12 protein-coding genes are annotated in these 19,506 nt (G+C 60.1%); 6 read left to right on the top strand and 6 right to left on the bottom strand.

Translation table 11 applies throughout. The features are described 5' to 3' along the window. Window position 1: 1 nt before the first annotated feature. The 3 genes from BSY240_RS11140 to mtnK are packed head-to-tail and all read right to left on the bottom strand — an operon-like array spanning window position 2 to window position 3,304. The gene (locus BSY240_RS11140) at window positions 2–937 is read right to left on the bottom strand and encodes a transketolase (RefSeq protein WP_069042348.1); all 936 of its coding nucleotides are present in this window, start codon (window positions 935–937) and stop codon (window positions 2–4) included. A 4-nt stretch (window positions 938–941) separates the two neighbouring features. Continuing rightward, window positions 942–2,036, bottom strand: a complete 1,095-nt coding sequence (gene mtnA / locus BSY240_RS11135) for an S-methyl-5-thioribose-1-phosphate isomerase (RefSeq protein WP_069042347.1) — start codon at window positions 2,034–2,036, stop codon at window positions 942–944. After that, window positions 2,033–3,304: an S-methyl-5-thioribose kinase gene (mtnK, locus tag BSY240_RS11130; protein ID WP_069042346.1), complete on the bottom strand. Its 1,272-nt coding sequence runs from the start codon at window positions 3,302–3,304 to the stop codon at window positions 2,033–2,035. The genes mtnA and mtnK overlap by 4 nt, the downstream gene beginning before the upstream one ends. Before the next feature lie 145 nt (window positions 3,305–3,449). Here mtnK and BSY240_RS11125 point away from each other — a divergent pair, with 145 nt between their 5' ends. Genes BSY240_RS11125 through BSY240_RS11115 form a run of 3 tightly spaced genes read left to right on the top strand, consistent with a single transcriptional unit; the run spans window position 3,450 to window position 7,106 of the window. After that, on the top strand, window positions 3,450–4,967 hold the full coding sequence (locus tag BSY240_RS11125; RefSeq protein ID WP_069042345.1) for a sugar ABC transporter ATP-binding protein: 1,518 nt from the start codon (window positions 3,450–3,452) through the stop codon (window positions 4,965–4,967). Then, window positions 4,964–6,013 (top strand): ABC transporter permease, encoded by a 1,050-nt coding sequence (locus BSY240_RS11120; protein ID WP_069042344.1) that lies wholly within the window; start codon window positions 4,964–4,966, stop codon window positions 6,011–6,013. The genes BSY240_RS11125 and BSY240_RS11120 overlap by 4 nt, the downstream gene beginning before the upstream one ends. 49 nt (window positions 6,014–6,062) lie before the next feature. After that, window positions 6,063–7,106 (top strand): substrate-binding domain-containing protein, encoded by a 1,044-nt coding sequence (locus BSY240_RS11115; protein WP_069043943.1) that lies wholly within the window; start codon window positions 6,063–6,065, stop codon window positions 7,104–7,106. 100 nt (window positions 7,107–7,206) lie between these two features. Here BSY240_RS11115 and BSY240_RS11110 read toward each other — a convergent pair whose 3' ends face one another. After that, window positions 7,207–9,261 carry a bifunctional aldolase/short-chain dehydrogenase gene (locus BSY240_RS11110; RefSeq protein WP_069043942.1) on the bottom strand — a complete coding sequence of 685 codons (2,055 nt, stop codon included), beginning with the start codon at window positions 9,259–9,261 and terminating at the stop codon, window positions 7,207–7,209. 59 nt (window positions 9,262–9,320) lie between these two features. After that, on the bottom strand, window positions 9,321–10,301 hold the full coding sequence (locus tag BSY240_RS11105; RefSeq protein ID WP_069042343.1) for a sugar-binding transcriptional regulator: 981 nt from the start codon (window positions 10,299–10,301) through the stop codon (window positions 9,321–9,323). Window positions 10,302–10,978: 677 nt separating this feature from the next. Here BSY240_RS11105 and BSY240_RS11100 point away from each other — a divergent pair. Next, the gene (locus BSY240_RS11100; protein ID WP_069042342.1) at window positions 10,979–11,881 is read left to right on the top strand and encodes an ArdC family protein; all 903 of its coding nucleotides are present in this window, start codon (window positions 10,979–10,981) and stop codon (window positions 11,879–11,881) included. A gap of 296 nt (window positions 11,882–12,177) precedes the next feature. On the opposite strand, the gene BSY240_RS11095 is transcribed toward BSY240_RS11100, so the two are convergent. Continuing rightward, complete coding sequence (locus tag BSY240_RS11095) at window positions 12,178–13,488, bottom strand: hypothetical protein (RefSeq protein WP_069042341.1); 1,311 nt, start codon at window positions 13,486–13,488, stop codon at window positions 12,178–12,180. Between the two features lie 255 nt (window positions 13,489–13,743). On the opposite strand from BSY240_RS11095, the gene BSY240_RS23975 reads away from it, so the two are divergent. Beyond that, on the top strand, window positions 13,744–14,052 hold the full coding sequence (locus BSY240_RS23975) for a hypothetical protein (protein WP_150127454.1): 309 nt from the start codon (window positions 13,744–13,746) through the stop codon (window positions 14,050–14,052). A 396-nt stretch (window positions 14,053–14,448) separates the two neighbouring features. Continuing rightward, entirely contained in the window at window positions 14,449–19,377 is a 4,929-nt protein-coding gene (locus BSY240_RS11090) for a glycosyltransferase (protein WP_069042340.1), read from the top strand. The last annotated feature ends 129 nt before the right edge of the window (window positions 19,378–19,506 follow it).

Genomic DNA, 19,506 nt, shown 5'->3' with positions numbered 1-19,506 from the left:
ATCAGGCTCCTTCCATCGCGTTAAGATCGATACCGAGTTCGGCGGCAAGTGCGACCCGCATTTCCTGCCTTTCCTCGACGCTCTTGAAGCGGACATAGTGCAGCCGCGGGAAGCGTTTCTTCAGGAAATCCATGCCCTGATACGGCGAGGTATTGGCAAGTATGACGAGCGGCTTGCCCGGCTCGGCACTGCTTGCTGCGTTCCGGAGGGCATCAAGGTCATGGCCGTTAACCGAGCGGCATGTCACGCCGAATGATGTGACACGGGCTGCGAGATCGCCAAGATCGAGCACCGATGACATGGCGCCGTCGCATTGCTGCCGGTTCACGTCGACGACGACGCGAATATTGTCGATCTGATGGTAACTCATCGCCGCCAGGCATTCCCAGGTCTGTCCCTCCTGGAATTCGCCGTCGGACATGTAGACCCAGACTTGGCCAGATTCCTTTCTCCGAAGCCGCGCCCAGGCGACACCCGATGCCATGGAGAGCCCCTGGGCGAGGGACCCGGTTGTCACCTCCATGCCGGGGCTGTGCTCGGCACCGATCATCTCAACCGAACCGCCGTCCTTGTTGAAGTGGTCGAGCGCATGTTCGTCCATGCGGCCTGTCTCGATCAGCGCCGAATAGATCACGAGTGCATAATGAGCGGGTGAAATGAAGAAACGGTCATATTCCGGGCCGATTGGGCCATGATAGCCGGCGCCGGTGAAGGAATCCGGGTTGTTTGCCGAGGGAACGCCGCGGAACGGCAATGGTACCTTGGGCAGCGTTGGTTCGCCGAGCTTCAGCAATTCGTTATAGAGCAGGGCCAGGCTTTCTGCTGCCGAGCAGGCCTGGCTGAGATAGCCACCATTGTGCTTCATCGTGTGAAAGAACACGCGACGCCGGATGCCGAGTGCGATCTCTTCGGTGGATTTTTCGTTGGGCAGGCTCATAGTCTCAGCTCCGTTCCGGGAAAAGGGCCTTCAGACCCTCGGGCGACGCCGCAGCAATACCGCGCTCGGTAATGAGGCCGGTGATCAGGCGCGCAGGCGTGACGTCGAAAGCAGGGTTGGCGGCAGGGCTGCCCTCCGGCGAGATGCGCACGGTCGCAATCGAGCCGTCCGTTGCGCGCCCCTGGACGAAGCTCACCTCATCGGCGGCGCGTTCCTCGATCGGTATCTCCTTCACACCGTCACGCACCGTCCAGTCGATGGTCGGCGAAGGCAGTGCCACATAAAACGGTACGCCGTTGTCGCGGGCTGCGAGCGCCTTGAGATAGGTGCCAATCTTGTTGCAGACGTCGCCGTTTGCAGTGGTCCGATCGGTTCCCACGATCACCATGTCGATATCGCCGTGCTGCATCAGGTGCCCGCCGGCATTGTCGACGATCAGCGTATGGGGCACGCCATGTCCGTTCATCTCCCAGGCTGTGAGATAGGCCCCCTGGTTCCGCGGCCGCGTTTCATCGACATAGACATGAACAGGAATGCCCGCTTCGACGGCCATGTAGATGGGGGCGGTGGCGGTGCCGTAATCGACCGTCGCGAGCCATCCGGCATTGCAATGCGTGAGGATACGGACCGGTTCACCCGGTTTCTTCGTCGAGGCGATCTGACGGATCACCGCGAGACCATTGGCGCCGATGGAGCGGTTGAGTTCAACATCCTCCTCGGCGATCTCGGCGGCACGCTTGTAGGCAGCCTCGGCACGATCGTCCGCCGGCAGATCGGCGAGGTGAGCGCGCATGGCATTCAGTGCCCAGCGCAGGTTTATTGCTGTCGGGCGGGTCTCGTTCAACTCCTCCCAGACGGCATCGAGATGCGCGTCCGATGGGTCCTTTGCCATGGCGATTGCAACGCCATAGGCGGCGGTCACACCAATCAGGGGCGCCCCGCGCACCCACATGTCGCGGATTGCGACTGCAACGTCGTTGACGCTCTTCAAGGTCACGATCCGGAATTCGTGCGGCAGCCAGCGCTGGTCGATGATGTCGACCGAGCGACCGTCTTCGTTCACCCAGATGGTATGGTAGTGGCGTTCTCCGACTTTCACGCGAGAATCTCCTTTTCAAGTCGCTCCACGGCAGTTCGGATGTCCCGGAGACTGTGGATGCGCTGTCGATTGACGGCGAGGTGACGCCCGAGCTTGAGCGCCTTGCTTTCGCAGGATGCACGGCGTTCGGGATCGGCGATGGTTTCGAAATCGGCATTGTGTGCGAGGCCGAGGACACGACGGTGGATCTCGATGCCGGCGAACCCGAGCATTTCGGACCAGATCTCATCGATGACGATGTTCAATGCCTGCTCGGCGGCAAGCGGATCCCGTCGATCTTCGAACAGGCTCGCTTGGTAGAGGATGCCCCGGCGCTCGGTGCGCCAGAGATGGGCAAACTCGCTGCGGAATGTGTCCCACAACGTCTCGATCGTCTCAAGCAGGTAGAGGCGCATCTCGTCGCGAGCACCAGGGGTGGTCTCATGGCCCGCCTGCGAGAAGTAGCTTATCCAGAAATTGGCGATCAACATGCCGACGTCGAAGCTGATCGGGCCGTAAAAGGCGAACTCCGGGTCGATGACGCGCGTCTCGTGTTCCGTCACCATCACGGAGCCCGTATGCAGGTCGCCATGGCAGAGCGTTTCTGCCTTGGCCGAGAAGATGTGCTTCAAGCGCTGCGCCTCGACCTTTAAGTCCCGGTCGGATCGCAGTTCAGCCACGAGCGGATCGAGTTGTGGTGTGGTGTGGCGGTTGAGTGTCGCTTCGAAATAGGGATCGGAGAAGACGAGGTTTTCCGTAATGTCGCAGAGCTCGACGTTGTCGCAGAACAGTGCGACATCCGCCTTCTTCTCACGCGTCACCATAGACAAGTCGGAGCCGCGAAACAGCGTGCGGGCAACAAACAGGCCGAGATCGCGCCCCACTCTCGGCAGTGGTCTCCCATCGATCAGGGCCCGCCTGAGGATGACGTGCGGCGTCAGAAACTCCATGACGATGATCGCCTGGGTCTCGTCGAAGAAAAAGACTTCCGGCACCATGCCCGGATCGCGCCGCGCCTGACGCGTCAGTGCATGATACTCGAAGAACGAACGCTTGAGCGGCAGCGGCCAGCTCTCACCGACGAGTCGCACATAGGGTAGCGCCTGCTTGACGATGACTGCGCCCTTTTCGCCCGTCACGATGAAGACCAGATTGAGGTTGCCGTCGCCGACTTCCCTGATGGTCCACCGAGATGAATCCTCACCTATCCGGTCCGTGACGGCAGTGTTTCCGCCTAGTCGAACCGGCAATGTATCCGCACTGAGAGCCTCGAAGGCCTGGCTGTCCATGGCAATCTCCTCCTGTGCACGGGGCGGCCTCCACCGCATGCTCCATGCTGTCTTTGCGCAAAGCTAAGGCGAGATTCTGTCAATTGTCAACGGCCTTGACATTTGATGAATGGCTATCCTAACGTGATGCCAATGGGAGGAATGCATGGGTGAAATCGCAGTGTTTCGCGTGGAGGGCGTGCGCAAATCGTTTGGCCAGGTGCCGGTGCTCCAGGGGTTGGATCTCGAGCTCAAGGCTGGCGCGGTAACGGTCTTGATGGGTGCCAACGGTGCCGGCAAATCCACGCTCGTGCGGATTCTCTCCGGTGTCTACACGCGGGACGCAGGCACCATCACGCTTTCGGGAGCTGCTTTCGAGCCAGCTACGCCAGCCGAGGCGATCCGGGCAGGGGTGGTTACCGTGCACCAGAACATCAATGACGGCGTTGTTGCCGACCTTGATGTTGCGACCAACCTTACTCTTGACCGGCTGAATGGACGCGGCGCCAGATTGTTCTTCAATCCGCGCCGGGTACGCCGCGAGGCTGCGGCCGTCGCACAACGCATGGGTCTTTCGATCGATCTTTCCGCGAGCATCAACGACCTGACCCTCGCGGACCGTCAAATGGTGGCGATTGCAAGGGCAATGGCCCATGAGCCGCGGGTTCTGATCCTCGACGAGCCCACCTCGTCGCTATCGAGCGCCGAGGCCGACCGCCTGTTCGAGCTTGTCGATCGGCTGAAAGAGCGTGGCGTCGCCATTCTCTACATTTCCCATCGCATGTCAGATATTCGTCGCCTTGCTGACAGCATTCTGGCGCTGCGCGACGGCCGCATTACTGGCCGTTTTGAAGGTCCGGACCTGGACTATGAGGGCGCAGTGAACGCGATGCTCGGACGAAAGGTCGCCGCTGGCGACGTTGCCGTGCGTGCAGCGGGCCGTCCGGTCTTTAGCGTTCGCGGACTGAAGCTTTCTTCGCAGACACGTCCATTCGATTTTGACCTCGGTGATGGAGAGATCGTCGCGGTCACGGGGCTCGTTGGCGTCGGCAAGAGCGCGCTCGCCGAGACACTTTTCGGCGCCCGCACACCGGCCGCCGGCGAGATGACACTCGACGGCACGCGTTACGCGCCAAGGACAACAAGACAGGCCATTGCGCGCGGCGTTTTCCTTGTTGCCAAGGACCGGGCGATCAGCGGCATCGTGCCGGATTTCAATATCTATGAGAATATCAGCCTGCCGTTCCTGCGACGCCTTTCCTCCCTGGGTGTTGCCAGCCGTCGGGCGGAGAGAGCAAAGGCGCGACAGCAGATCGCCGATCTGGGCGTTGTTTGCCGAAGTGAGCGCGACGAGATGCAGACGCTGTCAGGCGGCAATCAGCAGAAGGTCATGGTCGGCCGCTGGCTATCCGAACCGTCACGCCTGCTGATCCTCGATGAGCCCTTCCAGGGTGTCGACATTGCCGCGCGCCGGGACATTGGCGACAAGCTTCGCGCTTCCGCCGCGGGCCGATCTACCATTCTTTTCCTGACGGAACTCGACGAAGCCTTCGAGGTCGCCGATCGCATCCTGGTGATGTCGGAACAGACCATCGTTGGCGAGCACCGCAATACAGACATCGATGTCGAGCGGCTGCTATCCGAGATCGCCGGAAATTCCTATCAACAGGTGAGCGCAAGATGATGAATGAAGAGAGCAAATCCGCCACCACCGGCGTCGTTCCACCGGCCGGTCTGAACATACGTGAAGCGGCGATCAAATACGGCTTTCTTGTTCTTCTCGCAGGAATGGTCCTCTATTTCTCTCTGGTTACCGGGGGCTTTGCCTCGCCTCAGAGTGCGGTCTTCATCCTGCAATCGGTGTCGATCACGGGGATCCTGGCGCTTGGCGTAACGGCCACGCTTGTGGTCGGCGGCTTCGATCTTTCGATCGGCTCTGTCGCCACGACAGCCATGATGGCCTCCTCTTATGTGATGGTGGTGCTGGGTGGCGATGCCTTGACCGCGACACTTGTCTGCCTTGCTGTCGGCATGGCTGTTGGCCTCATCAACGGCCTGATCATCGTCTACATGCGGGTACCGGACCTCTTGGCGACGCTCGGCATGATGTTCCTGCTTCTGGGGCTTCAGCGCATTCCGACCGAGGGCCGCTCGATCGCAGCTGGCATGACACTTCCTGACGGTTCAACAGCGACCGGCGCTTTCAGTCCGGCATTCCTGGCGCTCGGCCGCCATCGGTTCGATCTGATCCTGCCAAACCTCGTTCCGGTCTCGGTGGTCGTTCTGATCGTGCTGGCGATCGTCATCTGGTTCTTCCTCGAATACACCCGTTTCGGCCGCATGATGTATGCAGTTGGCTCCAACGAGCGTGCGGCCAGTCTGGCCGGTGCGCCGGTGAATGCCTACAAGATCACAGCCTATATGATCTCCGGCGTTTTCGCTTCGATTGGCGGAATCCTGCTTGCCGCTCGTCTCGGTCGCGGAGACATAGCCTCGGGCAACAATCTGCTTCTGGATGCTGTGGCCGCCGCCCTCATCGGCTTTGCGGTACTGGGGGCCGCCAAGCCGAATGCATTCGGCACCGCCATCGGCGCGCTGTTCGTCGGCATCCTTCTGCAGGGTCTGACGATGATGAACGCGCCCTATTACACGCAGGATTTCGTCAAGGGCGCAGTGCTTGTCATAGCCCTGATTTTCACCTTTGCGCTCTCGAAAAGAGGCAAACGCTGAGACGGGAGGTCTCGGCGAAAAGTCAATGTTCAAAGTGGAGGAGACCGAAATGCATTTTACACGAAGGACTCTCGGCAGGATGACGCTCGGACTGATGGCTGCAACGACATTCGTGGCACCATCCTTTGCAGCCGATATGCCCAAGCCGTTCGACAACCCCGGTGACGTCAAGATCGCGCTCGTGCGCTACCTGTCGACAGGCGACTTCTTCCAGTCATACCTCGCCGGGGTGGAGGCGCAGGCCAAGGCGCTCGGTGTCCAGCTTCAGGTCCTTGACAGCCGGCAGGACGCGGCCCTCCAGGCCGATATGGTGGATCAGGCGATCGCGCTTGGCGTGCAGGGCATTATCATCCAGCACGGGCTCACGGAGTCGATGAAGGAAGCTGCTCAGCGTGCAGTCGACGCTGGCATCAAGGTCGTTGCCTTTGATGTGAATGTCGAAAACGATATGATCCCGCAGGTCGAACAGTCCGACCGGGATCTGGCCCGCCTGGCGCTTGAGGAGGCTGTGAAGGACAATGGTGAGAGCTTCAAGGCCGGCTATGTTTACGTCGCCGGCATTGCGCCACTCGACCGCCGCGATGAGACATGGAAAGAATTCAAGGCCAAGTATCCGGGTATCAACGAAGCGGCCCAGTTCGGCACGATGGACAACCCGATTGCGAATTCGGTCGCCAACCAGGCCCGTTCGGTCATCTCGGCCAATCCCGACATTACCGTGATGTTCGCGCCTTATGATGAGTTCGCCAAGGGTGTGAAGATCGCCGTCGACGAAGCGGGTATGTCCTCCAGCGTGAAGATCTATTCCGCCGATATCTCGACCTCCGACATCGCCGCGATGCGCGAGCCGGGCTCCGCCTGGGTTGCGACCGCCGCGACAAACCCGGCGGTCGTCGGCCAGGTTTCCGTGCGGACACTTGCCATGCTGCTGGCCGGAGAAGATCCGGGCAAGCAGGTCATCGTGCCGCCAACGCTCATCACGCAGAAGGACCTGAACGAGCAGGACATCAAGAATATGGAAGAACTGGGTGCGAAGCTGCCGCAATTCGCGCATGCAGATGTCGCTATGCCGGATTGGATGCCCAAGCCTTGAATTCCTGTCCATCGCCATGAAGAAGGGGCGGTCCGGCGGACCGCCCCTTTTGTTTTAGGTGGCGAAGCAAATCGGGCAAATGCCCGATCCGTTCGGAAGGTCAGCGCATCGCCGCTGCGATGTTGCCGCCGTCGACAGTGGTGACATCGGCGGTCGTGCGTTCGGCGAGTGCGTGGTGTACGAATGCTCGTGCCACATCCTCGGCCGTGACTTCCAGGCCGAGCAGGTTGCCTCCCATGTATTCCTTTACGGAAAGGCCACGGGCGGCAGCACGGTTGGCGATCATCTCGTCGTTGAGCAGACCAGAGCGGATGCGATCCGCATTCACGGCGTTCACCCGGATGTTGTCTGCTCCATGCTCAAGCGCGTACTGGCGGGACAGGAACAGTGTGGCAGCCTTCGGCAGCCCGTATGCACCGAATTTGGCTCCCGGATTGACCGCCTGCTTGGAGGCATTGAACAGAAGCACACCCCCGGTCTGTTGCGCCTTCATGATGCGCACCGCATTCTGTGCCACCGTCTGATGAGCGAAGAAGTTCAGTTCGAAGCTCCGGCGGAGCAGCGCATCATCCATGGTGGCGATCGGGCTTTCCCATGCCGCACCGGCATTCGATACCACGATGTCGACGCCCCCAAAGGTGGCGACCGTCGTGTCGAAGGCGGCACGCACGGAGATAGGATCGGTGATGTCGCAGGCGATGCCAATCGAGCTGTTTCCAGCGGACCTGGCTGTCGCCGCCGCCTTGTCGCCATCGAGATCGAGCGCCACGACATGGGCGCCCTCGGCTGCAAATGCCTTTACGATGGCCGCACCGATGGCTCCGGCTCCACCGGTGACCACGGCGACCTGGCCCGTAAAGGGTTTTGGCTTGGCGCCGGCGAGCTTTGCCTGTTCCAGCGACCAGTATTCGAGGTCGAAAAGATCGGGCCTGCTCACTGGCTCGAAGCGCCCCAAAGCTTCTGCGTCGCGTGCTGCCTCGATCCACATCTCGCCGACATCCGCCGCGATTGTTGCATCCTTGAAGGTTCGGCCATGGCCGAACATGCCAAGGCCCGGCACAAGCGTCAGGCGTGGCATGGGATCGAGCATGATGCGCACGACGTCGTCGCGGGCGTCATTGCTGCGGAAATACTCTGTATAGTCAGCAGCGAAGGCGGCAACCCTCTCGTTGATTACAGCGCGGTAACCGGGGGTGTCGTCCCTGGAAGGTGCGGGCAGCACCATTGGGCCGGTCTTTATGCGGATCGAGAGGTCTGGGGTGGATACCCCTCTGGCGGCCATGTCGACGACTTCGGCTGCATTGACGAAGTCCAGGATCTGCGGCGAGGTGCGGAACACGTTTACCATGCGATCGTAGCGGCCTTCGCCTTTGGAAACGGCGACGGCACCGCGCAGGAGCGGTGCGATATCGCCCACATTTGCGAGTTCGGTCGGGATACTGGCCGGCGTGAAGGGATTGCGACCATTGTTCCTGACGTGATCCTCGGCAACGGTGACATAGTGGATCATCCGGTCGTAGGCTTCTTGGGCCGTATCGCCGAAGGTGAAGATCCCGTGTTTGTCGAGGATCAGTCCCTCGACTGTGGGATCCTGGTCGAATACCTCAGCCGCCGCCTTTGCCAAGGCAAATCCTGGCATGATGTATGGCACGAAGCCCATCTTGCTGCCGAACAGTTGGCGGCTCATTTCCCGGCTCTCTGCCTGGTCGGCAATCGCAAGGATCGCCGTCGAATGGGTGTGGTCGATGAACTTGTGGGGCAGGAAGGCATGCAGAAGTGCTTCCACCGATGGATTGGGAGCACCCGGGTCAATCAGGTTGGCGCGCAATAGCGTCACCATGTTCTCGTCGGAGAGCGTCGCCAGTCTGCGGCTCTTCAACAGTGAAGCGAGCTTTACGGCCGGCAAGCCCGCCGGTTCGATGCTGCCCATGTCCCAGCCACTGCCTTTGACGCAGAGGACGGCATGGGTATCGCCAACGAGATCGGTCACCTCGGTCTTGACGGACGTGTTGCCGCCGCCGTGCAGAACGAGACGCGGCTCCCCCCCAAGAAGACGTGTCGTGTAGGTGCGTAGCGCCAGGTCACGATTGACGCCCTTCGCAGCATAGCTTGCAACGAAACGTTCCGCCTCGTCGTCGCGCCAGAGATTCTCCATGATATTGACCTCCCGATATACCGGCCCGACCGGCATCGGTGGACCCAAACTCCAAGGGTTCAAGCCGTGCCCGAACCCACCTTGCCGAGCCCCTCGCGGCTCCAGTGTTGCAGAACCCTTCGTGCCATCGAGGTGGTGACGATCAGATGCGAAGCAAAGCCGCCCTTCAATGCAGCGACGAGCGGTTCGAACTTGTTGTCTTCCTGGACGACAAGCATTCGTTTCTTGATCGCTCTGATGGAATCAAGATCTGCAGAGATGCAACGTCGATTATGGGCGCAATCCATCCAGCGGCCGTCCTGATCGATGAGTTGTCCGGCAATGACGCCTGCTGCTCCCAGTTCGCCCATTTCGTGCATGTCTTGTGCCGAAAGAGCTCCGCATTTTACGAGATGACTGTCAGCCTCGATGCCCCCGACGGAATAGAGCGCCAGCTGGCAGTCGGAAATTGCGGCAAGCTGCTCCTGAATGACCGGCTCGCCGCGTAGCTCGTCGGCCAGTCGCTCCGAAGAGAGCACCAGCGGTGCGTAAAAATTGATGCCCTCTGCATTCAAACGTCGGGCAATTTCCGTGGTGCACTGGTCTGGGCGATAGGAGTATGGGGCTCCCAAATTGCCGCAGAGCTGGACAACAGTTACACCGCGCAGGTCAGCGAAGGGCATCACGTCGGCGATGTGATAGACAGTGCGACCCCAGGCTACGCCCACCCGCTCACCCTTGTTTATCAGCTCAAGGAAGACGGACGCGGCAACGACAGGCATTTCGGCCGCCGGATCCATGGCCTGACGGTCTTCCGGCACTATCCAGACGGTCGTCAGCCCCGTTGCGTCTTCAAGTTCGCGTGCCAGCACTTCATCCGAAAAGAGTTCCGAGGAGGTGGTGATCGTAACGATACCCATCTCGCGCGCTCGGCGAAGATACATTGCAACCGAGGCTCTGGAGATTTCCAGCCTTTGCGCCACTTCGTCCTGACGGAGCCCATGTGTGTAGTAAAGCCAGGCGGCCTTGTGAATGATTTGGTCGGTGGCGCGGATCGACATATGATGTACTCGTCAGGTGCTTCTGACATAATTCACTACCGCTGACAAAAGTCAACCGCTTCGTGGGTACGCCTGTCGTTCGGGCGGTACAGGGTTCAGGCAAGACGCCATTTGCGATGCTCCCGATCCGATTTCTGCCGTTCCGTTAGATGCGATCGTCCTGATGGCTGAGCCATTCTGAGGAACGGATCTGTCGACGATGTCGACATACCGCTGGCTCCTGTCGACGAACGGCCGTTCCGTCGACATGTCGCAGTCGGCACACTTGAGCTTCCTGCCGAGAAGATGCAGGCAGGCGGTTCCTCCCTCCACCTGACCCTGTCCGAGCAATACAGGGCGGAGGTGCGACACCAAGTCGACGCATTCGTCGCCGCACGGTCGGCATGAGCCGAAATTGTTTACTTCCGGTGCTCCCTCGGTGTTCAAGCTCTCCTCGAGGCATCAAACCGTTCGAAGAATGCGGAGCCATTGGGCCTCTCTCCAAATAAGGGGCTGACGCCCCATCACCCGTCAAGACCTTGAACCCTTCGGGCAAAGCCGTCCGGGCCGTGGCTCGGGGCTCTTAGCCCCTGCGCCCGCACCACCCCGGACGCCTTTGGGTCTGGACGGGCTCCCCCCCGCTCTTCGCCAGAGGGGCAGATTGGTTGCATGCGCAACCCGATCAAAGGAGAAGGGACATGAGAAGCGATGTTTACGCGAAGGTGACGGCGAAGATCATTGCCGATCTCGAAAAGGGCGAACTGACCTGGCTGAAGCCCTGGAGTGCCGGCAACGCGGCCGAACGGATCTCAAGACCGCTGCGCCACAACGGACTTCCCTATTGCGGCATCAATATACTGATGCTGTGGGCGGCGGCAACTGAGGCGGGTTACTCATCGGCCTGCTGGATGACCTTCCGCCAGGCCGATGAACTCGGCGCCCATGTGCGAAAGGGTGAGAAGGGCAGTATGGTCGTCTATGCGGGGACGATCCCCCGGGCAGAGGACGAGGAGGAGTCCGGCGACGAGGTGAAGCAGATTCCGTTTCTGAAATCCTACGCGGTCTTCAACACCGAACAGATCGAGGGGCTGCCCGAGCAGTATCATGTGAGGCCGGAGCCGGTGATGGATCCCGTCCAGCGTATTGCCCATGTGGATCAGTTCTTTGCCGCTACGGGTGCCGATATCCGTCATGGCGGCAATCGAGCCTACTACAATGCCGGCAGCGATCATGTGCAGATGCCTCTCTTCGAGAGTTTCCGGAGCCCTGAGGCGCACGCGGCGACGCTTGCGCATGAGATTGTCCACTGGACGAAAAGAGAAGACCGCCTGAACCGCGACTTCGGGCGCAAGAAATGGGGTGATGAAGGTTATGCCCGCGAAGAGCTTGTGGCCGAACTGGGTGCCGCGTTCCTGTGTGCGGATCTCGCCTTGACGCCGAAGCCCGCTGCCGATCATGCAGCCTATATTCAGAGCTGGCTCAAGGTGCTGAAAGAGGACAAACGGGCCATATTCAGCGCCGCGGCTCATGCGCAGCGGGCGGTCGAATATCTGCATGGTCTGCAGAGCTCTCCAAACGCAGGCGAGGGGGCCGTCGCGTAAGCGGCGGTTTCCTTGTTGGCTGGAGAAATGTACGACTGCCGGAAGACGTCAGCCGCAGACCAGATTTCACGACACTTTCCTCAGTGGCCTAAGTGGAAGCTCGAATATCTTTAAACCGGGTCTCCGGGGGGCGAAGCGGCACTCCTATGCTGCTTCGAAGCGGGAGGCTGGCACGCGGCAGCATCAAGATGCGTCAACATTGACGCGCATTAACGAATTGAGCTGAGATTGCCTGGAGAGAACCCTGGCCCGCTCGCAAGGTGCCTCAGGCTGTATGAGCGGTCCAGATATTAATCTCACGCGGAGCTAGATTTTTCCGGTTTGGGTTCAGGGGCATCATCGTAAGGAGACTTGTAGCGCTCTTCAGGCGCGACCCAGGATGCGAGGAACTGGAAGGGGTCGGTATCACCGATCATTTTCCTGGCTAGCGCAAGACGCGTTTCGATGTGCTCGCGCCGGTCGTCCGCAACGTCAACCAGACGATTTTCCGCCTGCCTGAAAAACTGCTCCACCGCCATGACTTTTGTCCATTGCTCGATGATCTGGACCAACTGTTTCTGGCTTTCGAGCAGGGCTTCTGCCGACTTTCGCTTGTCCTCTTTGCGGAGGTACCGCTCCCACTCTGCTTTCCATTCTTGTCTGCGTTGTTCGGCCGCTTCGTCGGCAGCAATCATCAAGGCTTGCACCTTGCTCACCGCAACTTGCAGGGCTTCGACAAACTCAGGGATCATGCTTTCCAGCGAGGCTTGCTCAGTATCCTGCCTCGATATCGACCATTCGACCCCTGATTTCGGCGAGTAGGCGACGATCTTGAAACGTCCGCTGGGTACGTCCTGAAGATGCGTGTAGGAATGAACCAGCTGCCAGGCCTTGGCCGACCTGATGATCTTGCTGTCGACTCGATGGTAACTCCCTTCAAGGTACCGCATCGTGACGCGCTCCGTCATCTCGGTCACTGCGATGCCGATCGGAACCGTCCCGATCTCGAAAACAGTCGCTCGGTCGGGACCCCATGGGCGGCCGGATTGGTAGCGACCATACTTACGATCCTTGCGCTCGTTTTCCCGTTCGTCGATGTCGATGCGTTGCAGCTTTTCCTCTGCTGTCGCGATACGCAGTTTGCAGCCGGCTTCTTCGATAGTGAGATAAAGCTGGTTGGCAATCGCAAGCGCGCGGGGCAGGGAGCTCTCTGAGGCGACGATATCTGGAAGAATTCTCTTGTATGGGCGAAGAAACTCATACTCCTCAGCAACTCGGGTCTTACGAAAATGCTCCTCGACGCCAAGGAGGAAAGGATGCCGTGATCTCCGGTGGGGCTTGACGCTCCTCTTCTTGCGAGGCTCTCGGGTCAGAGGTGGCCCTTGTCGTTGCGGCCTTTTGACCGGTTGTGAGAGGTCGATGATATCGTCATCGGCCACGGGAAGGGGTAGGAGTTCCGCGGGCAGGCCCATTGCCTTTCGGGTCCAGTAACCCGCCCCTGGAAACGGCACATCATGCTTCTTGCAGATGGCTGACAAGGCTGGCGCCGATAGTCCGAGTTCAGGTGCAATCTTGTTCAGGGGCGAGTTGCAGACCCTTTGGTAAAGCTCAATGCGCGTCAGTTGCATGCTCGAAAACTGTCTCGTTCAGGATACGGGAACGATATCGGCACCGGGCAGTCCGTGGCAAGCGACTGCGCCACTACCGCCGCATTGCCGCTTCCTCGTCCAATTCCATCGCATCAAGCGCCGTTGTGATTGGCAGGGTACCGTCGTGATCTCGAAGGGTAAGGGCGGTCGACCTCTCGCGAGTTGGGTGCAGCCCTCGTCGCCAGTGGCTATCTGTGCGTTATTATGTCTCTGCGAGTAACCTGCAGGCGCCCCATGAAGAAGATGTCCCGCACAGACATTCCCGACTTCATCGACGAGGTGATTGCCACTGGATGCAGTCCAACTCCGGTCGGGGATGGATACCTGATTGGGGACCGGGATCTTGCACAGCAAAGCTGCGAGACGGTGCAGGTGAAGCTGCTCGATATCATTGTGCGATACGGTCGAGAGACCACCTCCTCGCCGAATTGCGCGCTATCTAACGTCGATCGGACGCGCCTATCAGCTTCCTTCAATTCACTAGAGCGAGGGAAAGGGCTTCCCCAGTTGCAAGAGGTAAAATCTTGGAATTGTCGCGACTGATGAATGGTTGGTTTGTAAACGTGCGGGCGGGGTGCGAACCTCCGACCCTCGAAAACGGATCGCAGTGTATGGCCCCCAGCCAATATGCGACCGCCCGCATCCTTCATCGGACGAATTGGTTTAGGACGATGACGTCGACAGTGACGGTTCAACGGCAAGGGGCGGCAGCTTCGCGCCTCCGATGTGGTCATCCGAGACCGACAGCCGCGACCCCGATAGCTGCCACTTCTTGAGCTTGTCGGCTGGCGGGTGCCATTTGCGCTTAACGGTCGTTGCTGAGCCAAGCACTTTCGAGCGAATCTCACCTAATGGGACACGCGGTGTTTCGCTGAAATGGGTCAGTCTGGTTGTATCACGCGATTGGCCCAATGCATCCGAATCGGCTAACAAGTCGCGATGACAATCAGCCACATCGACGCGCGCGAAGAGAGTTTTGCCTGGACGCGACACTGGATTCCGGAAGGTGGCGAGCCCGTTGGGACGGATCGTTGGGACGCGACGAGCGAAACCACCCCCGTGGTGTTGACCGAAATAGCGGAAACACCGTGCCTTGTGCTCTTAGGCGACCCCGGTATGGGCAAGACGCACGAGATAGAAGGACTCGCGGCCTGGCTAGGGGACAAGGGCGAGCAGTTCGATCTGCTCCGCGGCGGGGACGGTAAGTTCCCCACCGAACTCGACGCGTTGATCACGTCCGAACATCACCGCCGCTGGGCTGACGATGAGCGGCCATGGCATATCCTGATCGATGGCATTGACGAGATCGCCGGATTGCCGTCGTCGGCTGAACAACTCCTTAGCCATTTCCTCGATCAGCTTTTTTCCAGCAATCGCAAGAGAGCGTTGCTACGGATCGCGTTGACATGCCGAACAGCGGCTTGGACCGAGGGGCTTGACCGGGTAATTGAACAGCGCTGGCCAATCGGAAGCTTCAAGAAGCTAACGCTGGCGCCGCTCGAAGAAGAAGACATCCTCGCAGCAGTCGAGCGCACGGAGCCGCAGGTCGCCGAACGCGAGCGTCTTTCCGAACGTCTGCTGGGTGAACAGTTGCGGGCGGTGGCGAGCCGCCCGTTGTTGCTGAGACTGCTGCTTCGGAGCCATATTGGAAGTGAAACGCTGCCGGCGAGGCAGGCGGATCTGCTCGAGCGCGTCGTCGAACGCGCGTTGGGGGGGGGCGCCGTCGCGAACCCCGCGACCCGCATGGTTGTCGCCGGCCGCCTCGCTGTTGCAACGACCTTCTCCGGTATCATGCGGTTCACTCCCGGCGTCGCTGCAGTCAGCCCGGACATTCTGCCGATCGCTCGAATTGCCGGAGGCCTTGAACCGTCCACGGCTGGGAGCGTCGTTGCGACACCCGCGCTGCTTACCGAAATTCTGCGCACGCCGCTTTTCGCCGAAGTGGAACCGGGGATCTTCGAATGGACCCACAGGACGTTCGTCGATTATCTCACAGCTCGATATCTGGCCGATCATCGCCTGTCTGCTGATCAGATCCTGTCTTTACTGAATGTACCCGAACTCGGCGGACCCGGCGGGATCGCGCCACAGCTTCTTGAGGTGGCGGGCTGGGCTGCAGCGATGGTCCCGCCATTTTTCGATATGCTCCTCGAGCGGCAGCCCGATATATTGCTGCGCGCGCAGGCCGCCGTCCTTGAGCCTGCGGATCAGTCCAGGCTGACGGCGGCGATACTGAAGCGATTTGCGGCGGGCGATTTGCTCGACCAGTACGATCAGTTGGTTCCGTTGTTCGGCTCCTTGCGACACCCAGAACTCACCGAGCAATTGCGGCCTGTCATCGCCGGCGCTCTGACGCCGCCCTTCGAGCGGCGTGCTGCGATCGATATCACAGCGGAGGCAAGAGAAATTGGTTTGACGCCGGTGCTGCTCGAGGTGGCTGGTGATCCCAAAGCCGACGGGCCGATCAGATCGATGGCTGCACGCACGGTTGCGAGATTAAACGGGGACGACGCACCCGAACTCCTCGCGCCGCTTCTGGCGGGCGATCTCGATAGTGACACAGAAGATCGCTTGCGCGGCGTCCTGCTATCGATTTGCTGGCCGAAAGCGTTGCCATTTCGCCAATTGCTTGGGGCGCTGACGGTCCCTCGCCAAAAGAATTTCATCGGCAGTTACCAGCTTTTTCTCCACCGGTTCGCAGCGCCGGATCTCACCTCGCGCCAAGCGCTCGACACCATTGCCTGGCTGCAGCGCCGGCTTGACATCGATCAAGGCGAGCATGACCGGCTCCAGCCGGTAATGGTCAAGCTGTTTCGCGCGATCATTGCCCGGATTGCTGATCCCGAAGTACGGAAGGCGCTGGCGGCCTTTGTCGTCACTGCTGACCGCAAAATCTATCAGATCGTCCTGAATAACGGTGTGGTATCGCTGCCGTGGCCGGATAATTCCGAAGCGCGATCCGCATTTGTGCTTGAAACCCTTCGGCATGCGGACGATCCGTCTCGCGCCGTAGCACTGCTTGTGCATCACTTGGCCGGTCTGGTCAGACCGGACGATCTCGACTCGTATCTCGCGATGATGCTGGCGGAGCGTGCAGACCTACGCGGGCCGCTTACTCAGATCATCGCTGACCTTACACAATCGCTGCCGTTTGACACACTCGATCGTGTCTGGGAGGCAGCATCGCGCGTTCCCGAGCTGCAGCGAACTCTCGCAGCCCGTTACTCGATCGATCTGGATTCGACTGCTGCCGAGTACATGCGCAAGAGTGTCGAACGGCAACGCGAGAGGCACGAAGCAGAGGAGCGAGAAACTAAAGCCAAGACGTCTTGGCGGTCGTCAGTGATCAATCTTCTCGACCGGATCGAAGCGGGCGAAGCGTCACTGTGGTGGCAACTCAACCTCGAGCTCTTCCACGAGCCGAACGGCGACTATGATGGGCATTTCGAGTTCGAGACCGATCTGACCGCGACGCCGGGCTGGCAGGCGCTCGACGGCCGAGAGCGCGAGCGAATTTGTCGGACGGCCCTCGTCTATCTTCGCGACGCCCCGCTGACCGATATCAGTTGGCTGGGCACGAGCACCAGTCACCGGCCTGCCAATGCCGGCGTCCGGGCGCTGCGCTTACTGCGCGACGAGGAGCCGAGCACCTTCGAAGGACTGTCCGCCGAAACCTGGGCTGTCTGGGCACCGGCGGTGCTTGGCTTTCAAGGGAACGACTTTTACACCGAAGGAAATCCCCAGCGTGACCTGATGCGAGTCGCCTATCGCCTTGCGCCAGATTCGGTGCTCGCCGCAGTCCGGCAGATCGCCTCCGGCGCTGCATCCGAGGGGTTGAGCACGCGGGTGTTTGAGCTCCTTGACGGCTTGCTCGACCGACCGCTTTCGGAACTTCTGCACGAGTTGCGCCGTGCCGGAGATCTCAAGAGCATTGACGCGGCGTCTGAGATTCTAGCGTATCTAGTGCGCAACGGCGACCTACGCGCGGTACAGCTCATCCACGATGCCCTGACTTCGTCTTCCGCGAAGCTAGCAGGTGCGGCGACGGAAGGCTCTCGGATTGAAAAGGGTGTCGTTGAGCTCCTTTGCAAAAGGCCGGCAGACACGTGGTTCGAGTTGCTTGCGTTGCGCGAGCGAAACGAGGCGCTCGCCCGCTCGATCTGGACTAGCTTCGCTCACGACGTTGCCTTCCATCGCTCGTTCGATTTCGACGCGCTGTCCGAATATGCCTTGGCTCAGGCCTATATTGATCTGGTCGTCTTGCTGCCCGAGCGCCCGCCGACCGGGGCTGGCGCGCGCGTTCTTGGAGTGCCGGATTATGTCGAGCAATTGCGCAGTGTACTGCTGTCGCGGCTAGTCGCAGCGGGGACAAACGCCGCGCTCGAGCAAATGTACCGAATGCGCGATGCATTGCCCGAACTGCAAGATGCTCTGGGCTGGTCGATCGAGCAGGCCCGCCACGCAGTCCGTGCAAAGGCAACGCGTCGTGAGGATCCCGCCGATATTCTGGCAAGGATCGGCTACATGGGCGCTCCGACCGAGCCGCCCGAACCGGACGTTGAGGAAAAGTCCAAGGCCAAGACAGCTGACAGCGACGACGTGCCTATCGAAATGGACATCGCGGTGCCCGCACCGGCGCCGTCGGGCCTCCTACCAATCGCAGATCGGCGCACCATACTTGCAGTGGCGACTGAATGGGCTTCGCATCACGGCGGGATATCTACGCTCAACCGCGAGCTCTGTATCGCGCTAGCCGCACTTGGGCACACCGTTCTGTGTCTCGTCCCGAATGCGTCCGACGCCGACGTCCTTGATGCAAAAACGGCCCGGGTTGAGCTCGTCCGATGCCCTGACTCAGTCCAGATTGGGGGGCACGCGCAGTTCCTTTTGTGCGAGGCGGGACACCTCAGCACCAAACCGGATCTGCTGATCGGTCATGATCATATCACAGGTCCCGCCGCGCGCGCTTTGGCCACCCGGTTCGGCGCTAAATACGTCCATTTTCTCCACACTATTCCCCACGAAAACGAAGGGTTGAAAACGCCTCATGGAGATGCCCTTTTCGATCCGCTACGAGGCGAGGCAAAACTCGACGATCAGATCGCACTCGCGGAGCTGGCCAATTTGGTCGTCGCTGTGGGGCCACGCATCAAGAGAAGCTTTCTGTGGCAAGCGCCTTTGCCTACCATGACCATGCTCGTGCCGGGCCTCAGCCCGCCATTGCTGAAGTTGGTCCCAGACCCCCAAAATCTTCAAATGAATTCCTGCTTGATGTCGGGCCGCATGGAGGACGCCGGCGTTAAGGGAGGTCTGCTGGCGTGCGACGTGATCAAGAGGGTTGCGACCGAGCGGCTCTGGAAATCCGGGCAGACGCCGAAGCTGGTGATGCGCGGTTTCACGAAAGAAAAGGCACTTGCCGAGTTCGAGAATATCGGGGAGTTCAAGGACTATTCGCAATTTGTACAGCTAAGGTCGTTCTCGACTGAACCGGCGAAACTCGTGCAGGACTACCTCGGCTCAGCGCTGATAATCATGCCGTCGGTCGCGGAAGGATTCGGGCTGACTGGTCTCGAAGCGATTGCCGCCGGCGTGCCTGCCATCATTTCGGCGGAAAGCGGCCTCGCTGAATACCTGCGCGATCCTGAGTTGAACCAAGGACTCGACGCACACCTTTTTGAGCCCAGCATTGCACCTGTAGCGCTCGCTGACGCGGCGAATCGTGAAGAGTGGGCAGCGAAAGTTGGCGCCGCGCTGTCGGACCATAAAGCCACATTCGCCCGGGCTGCGAAGTTGCGCGCGGAGCTTGAGATTCGCCTGACCTGGGAAAAGGCTGCACGCGGCCTGTCGCTTGACTTCTTGAGGCTATAGCGCCGTCAGGATCGACTTAAGTAATTGATACGGCGAAGGAAAGAATGGCAGATGGACTAGGGGCTCGAACCGAGCCCCCCCGGGATTACATCGTCGGTTGCGATGAGCGTTCGCTTTGCCATCAGCGAA

The organism is Agrobacterium sp. RAC06, from assembly GCF_001713475.1.
Taxonomy (GTDB): Bacteria; Pseudomonadota; Alphaproteobacteria; order Rhizobiales; family Rhizobiaceae; genus Allorhizobium.
This window is presented reverse-complemented; position numbering and strand designations above follow the sequence as displayed.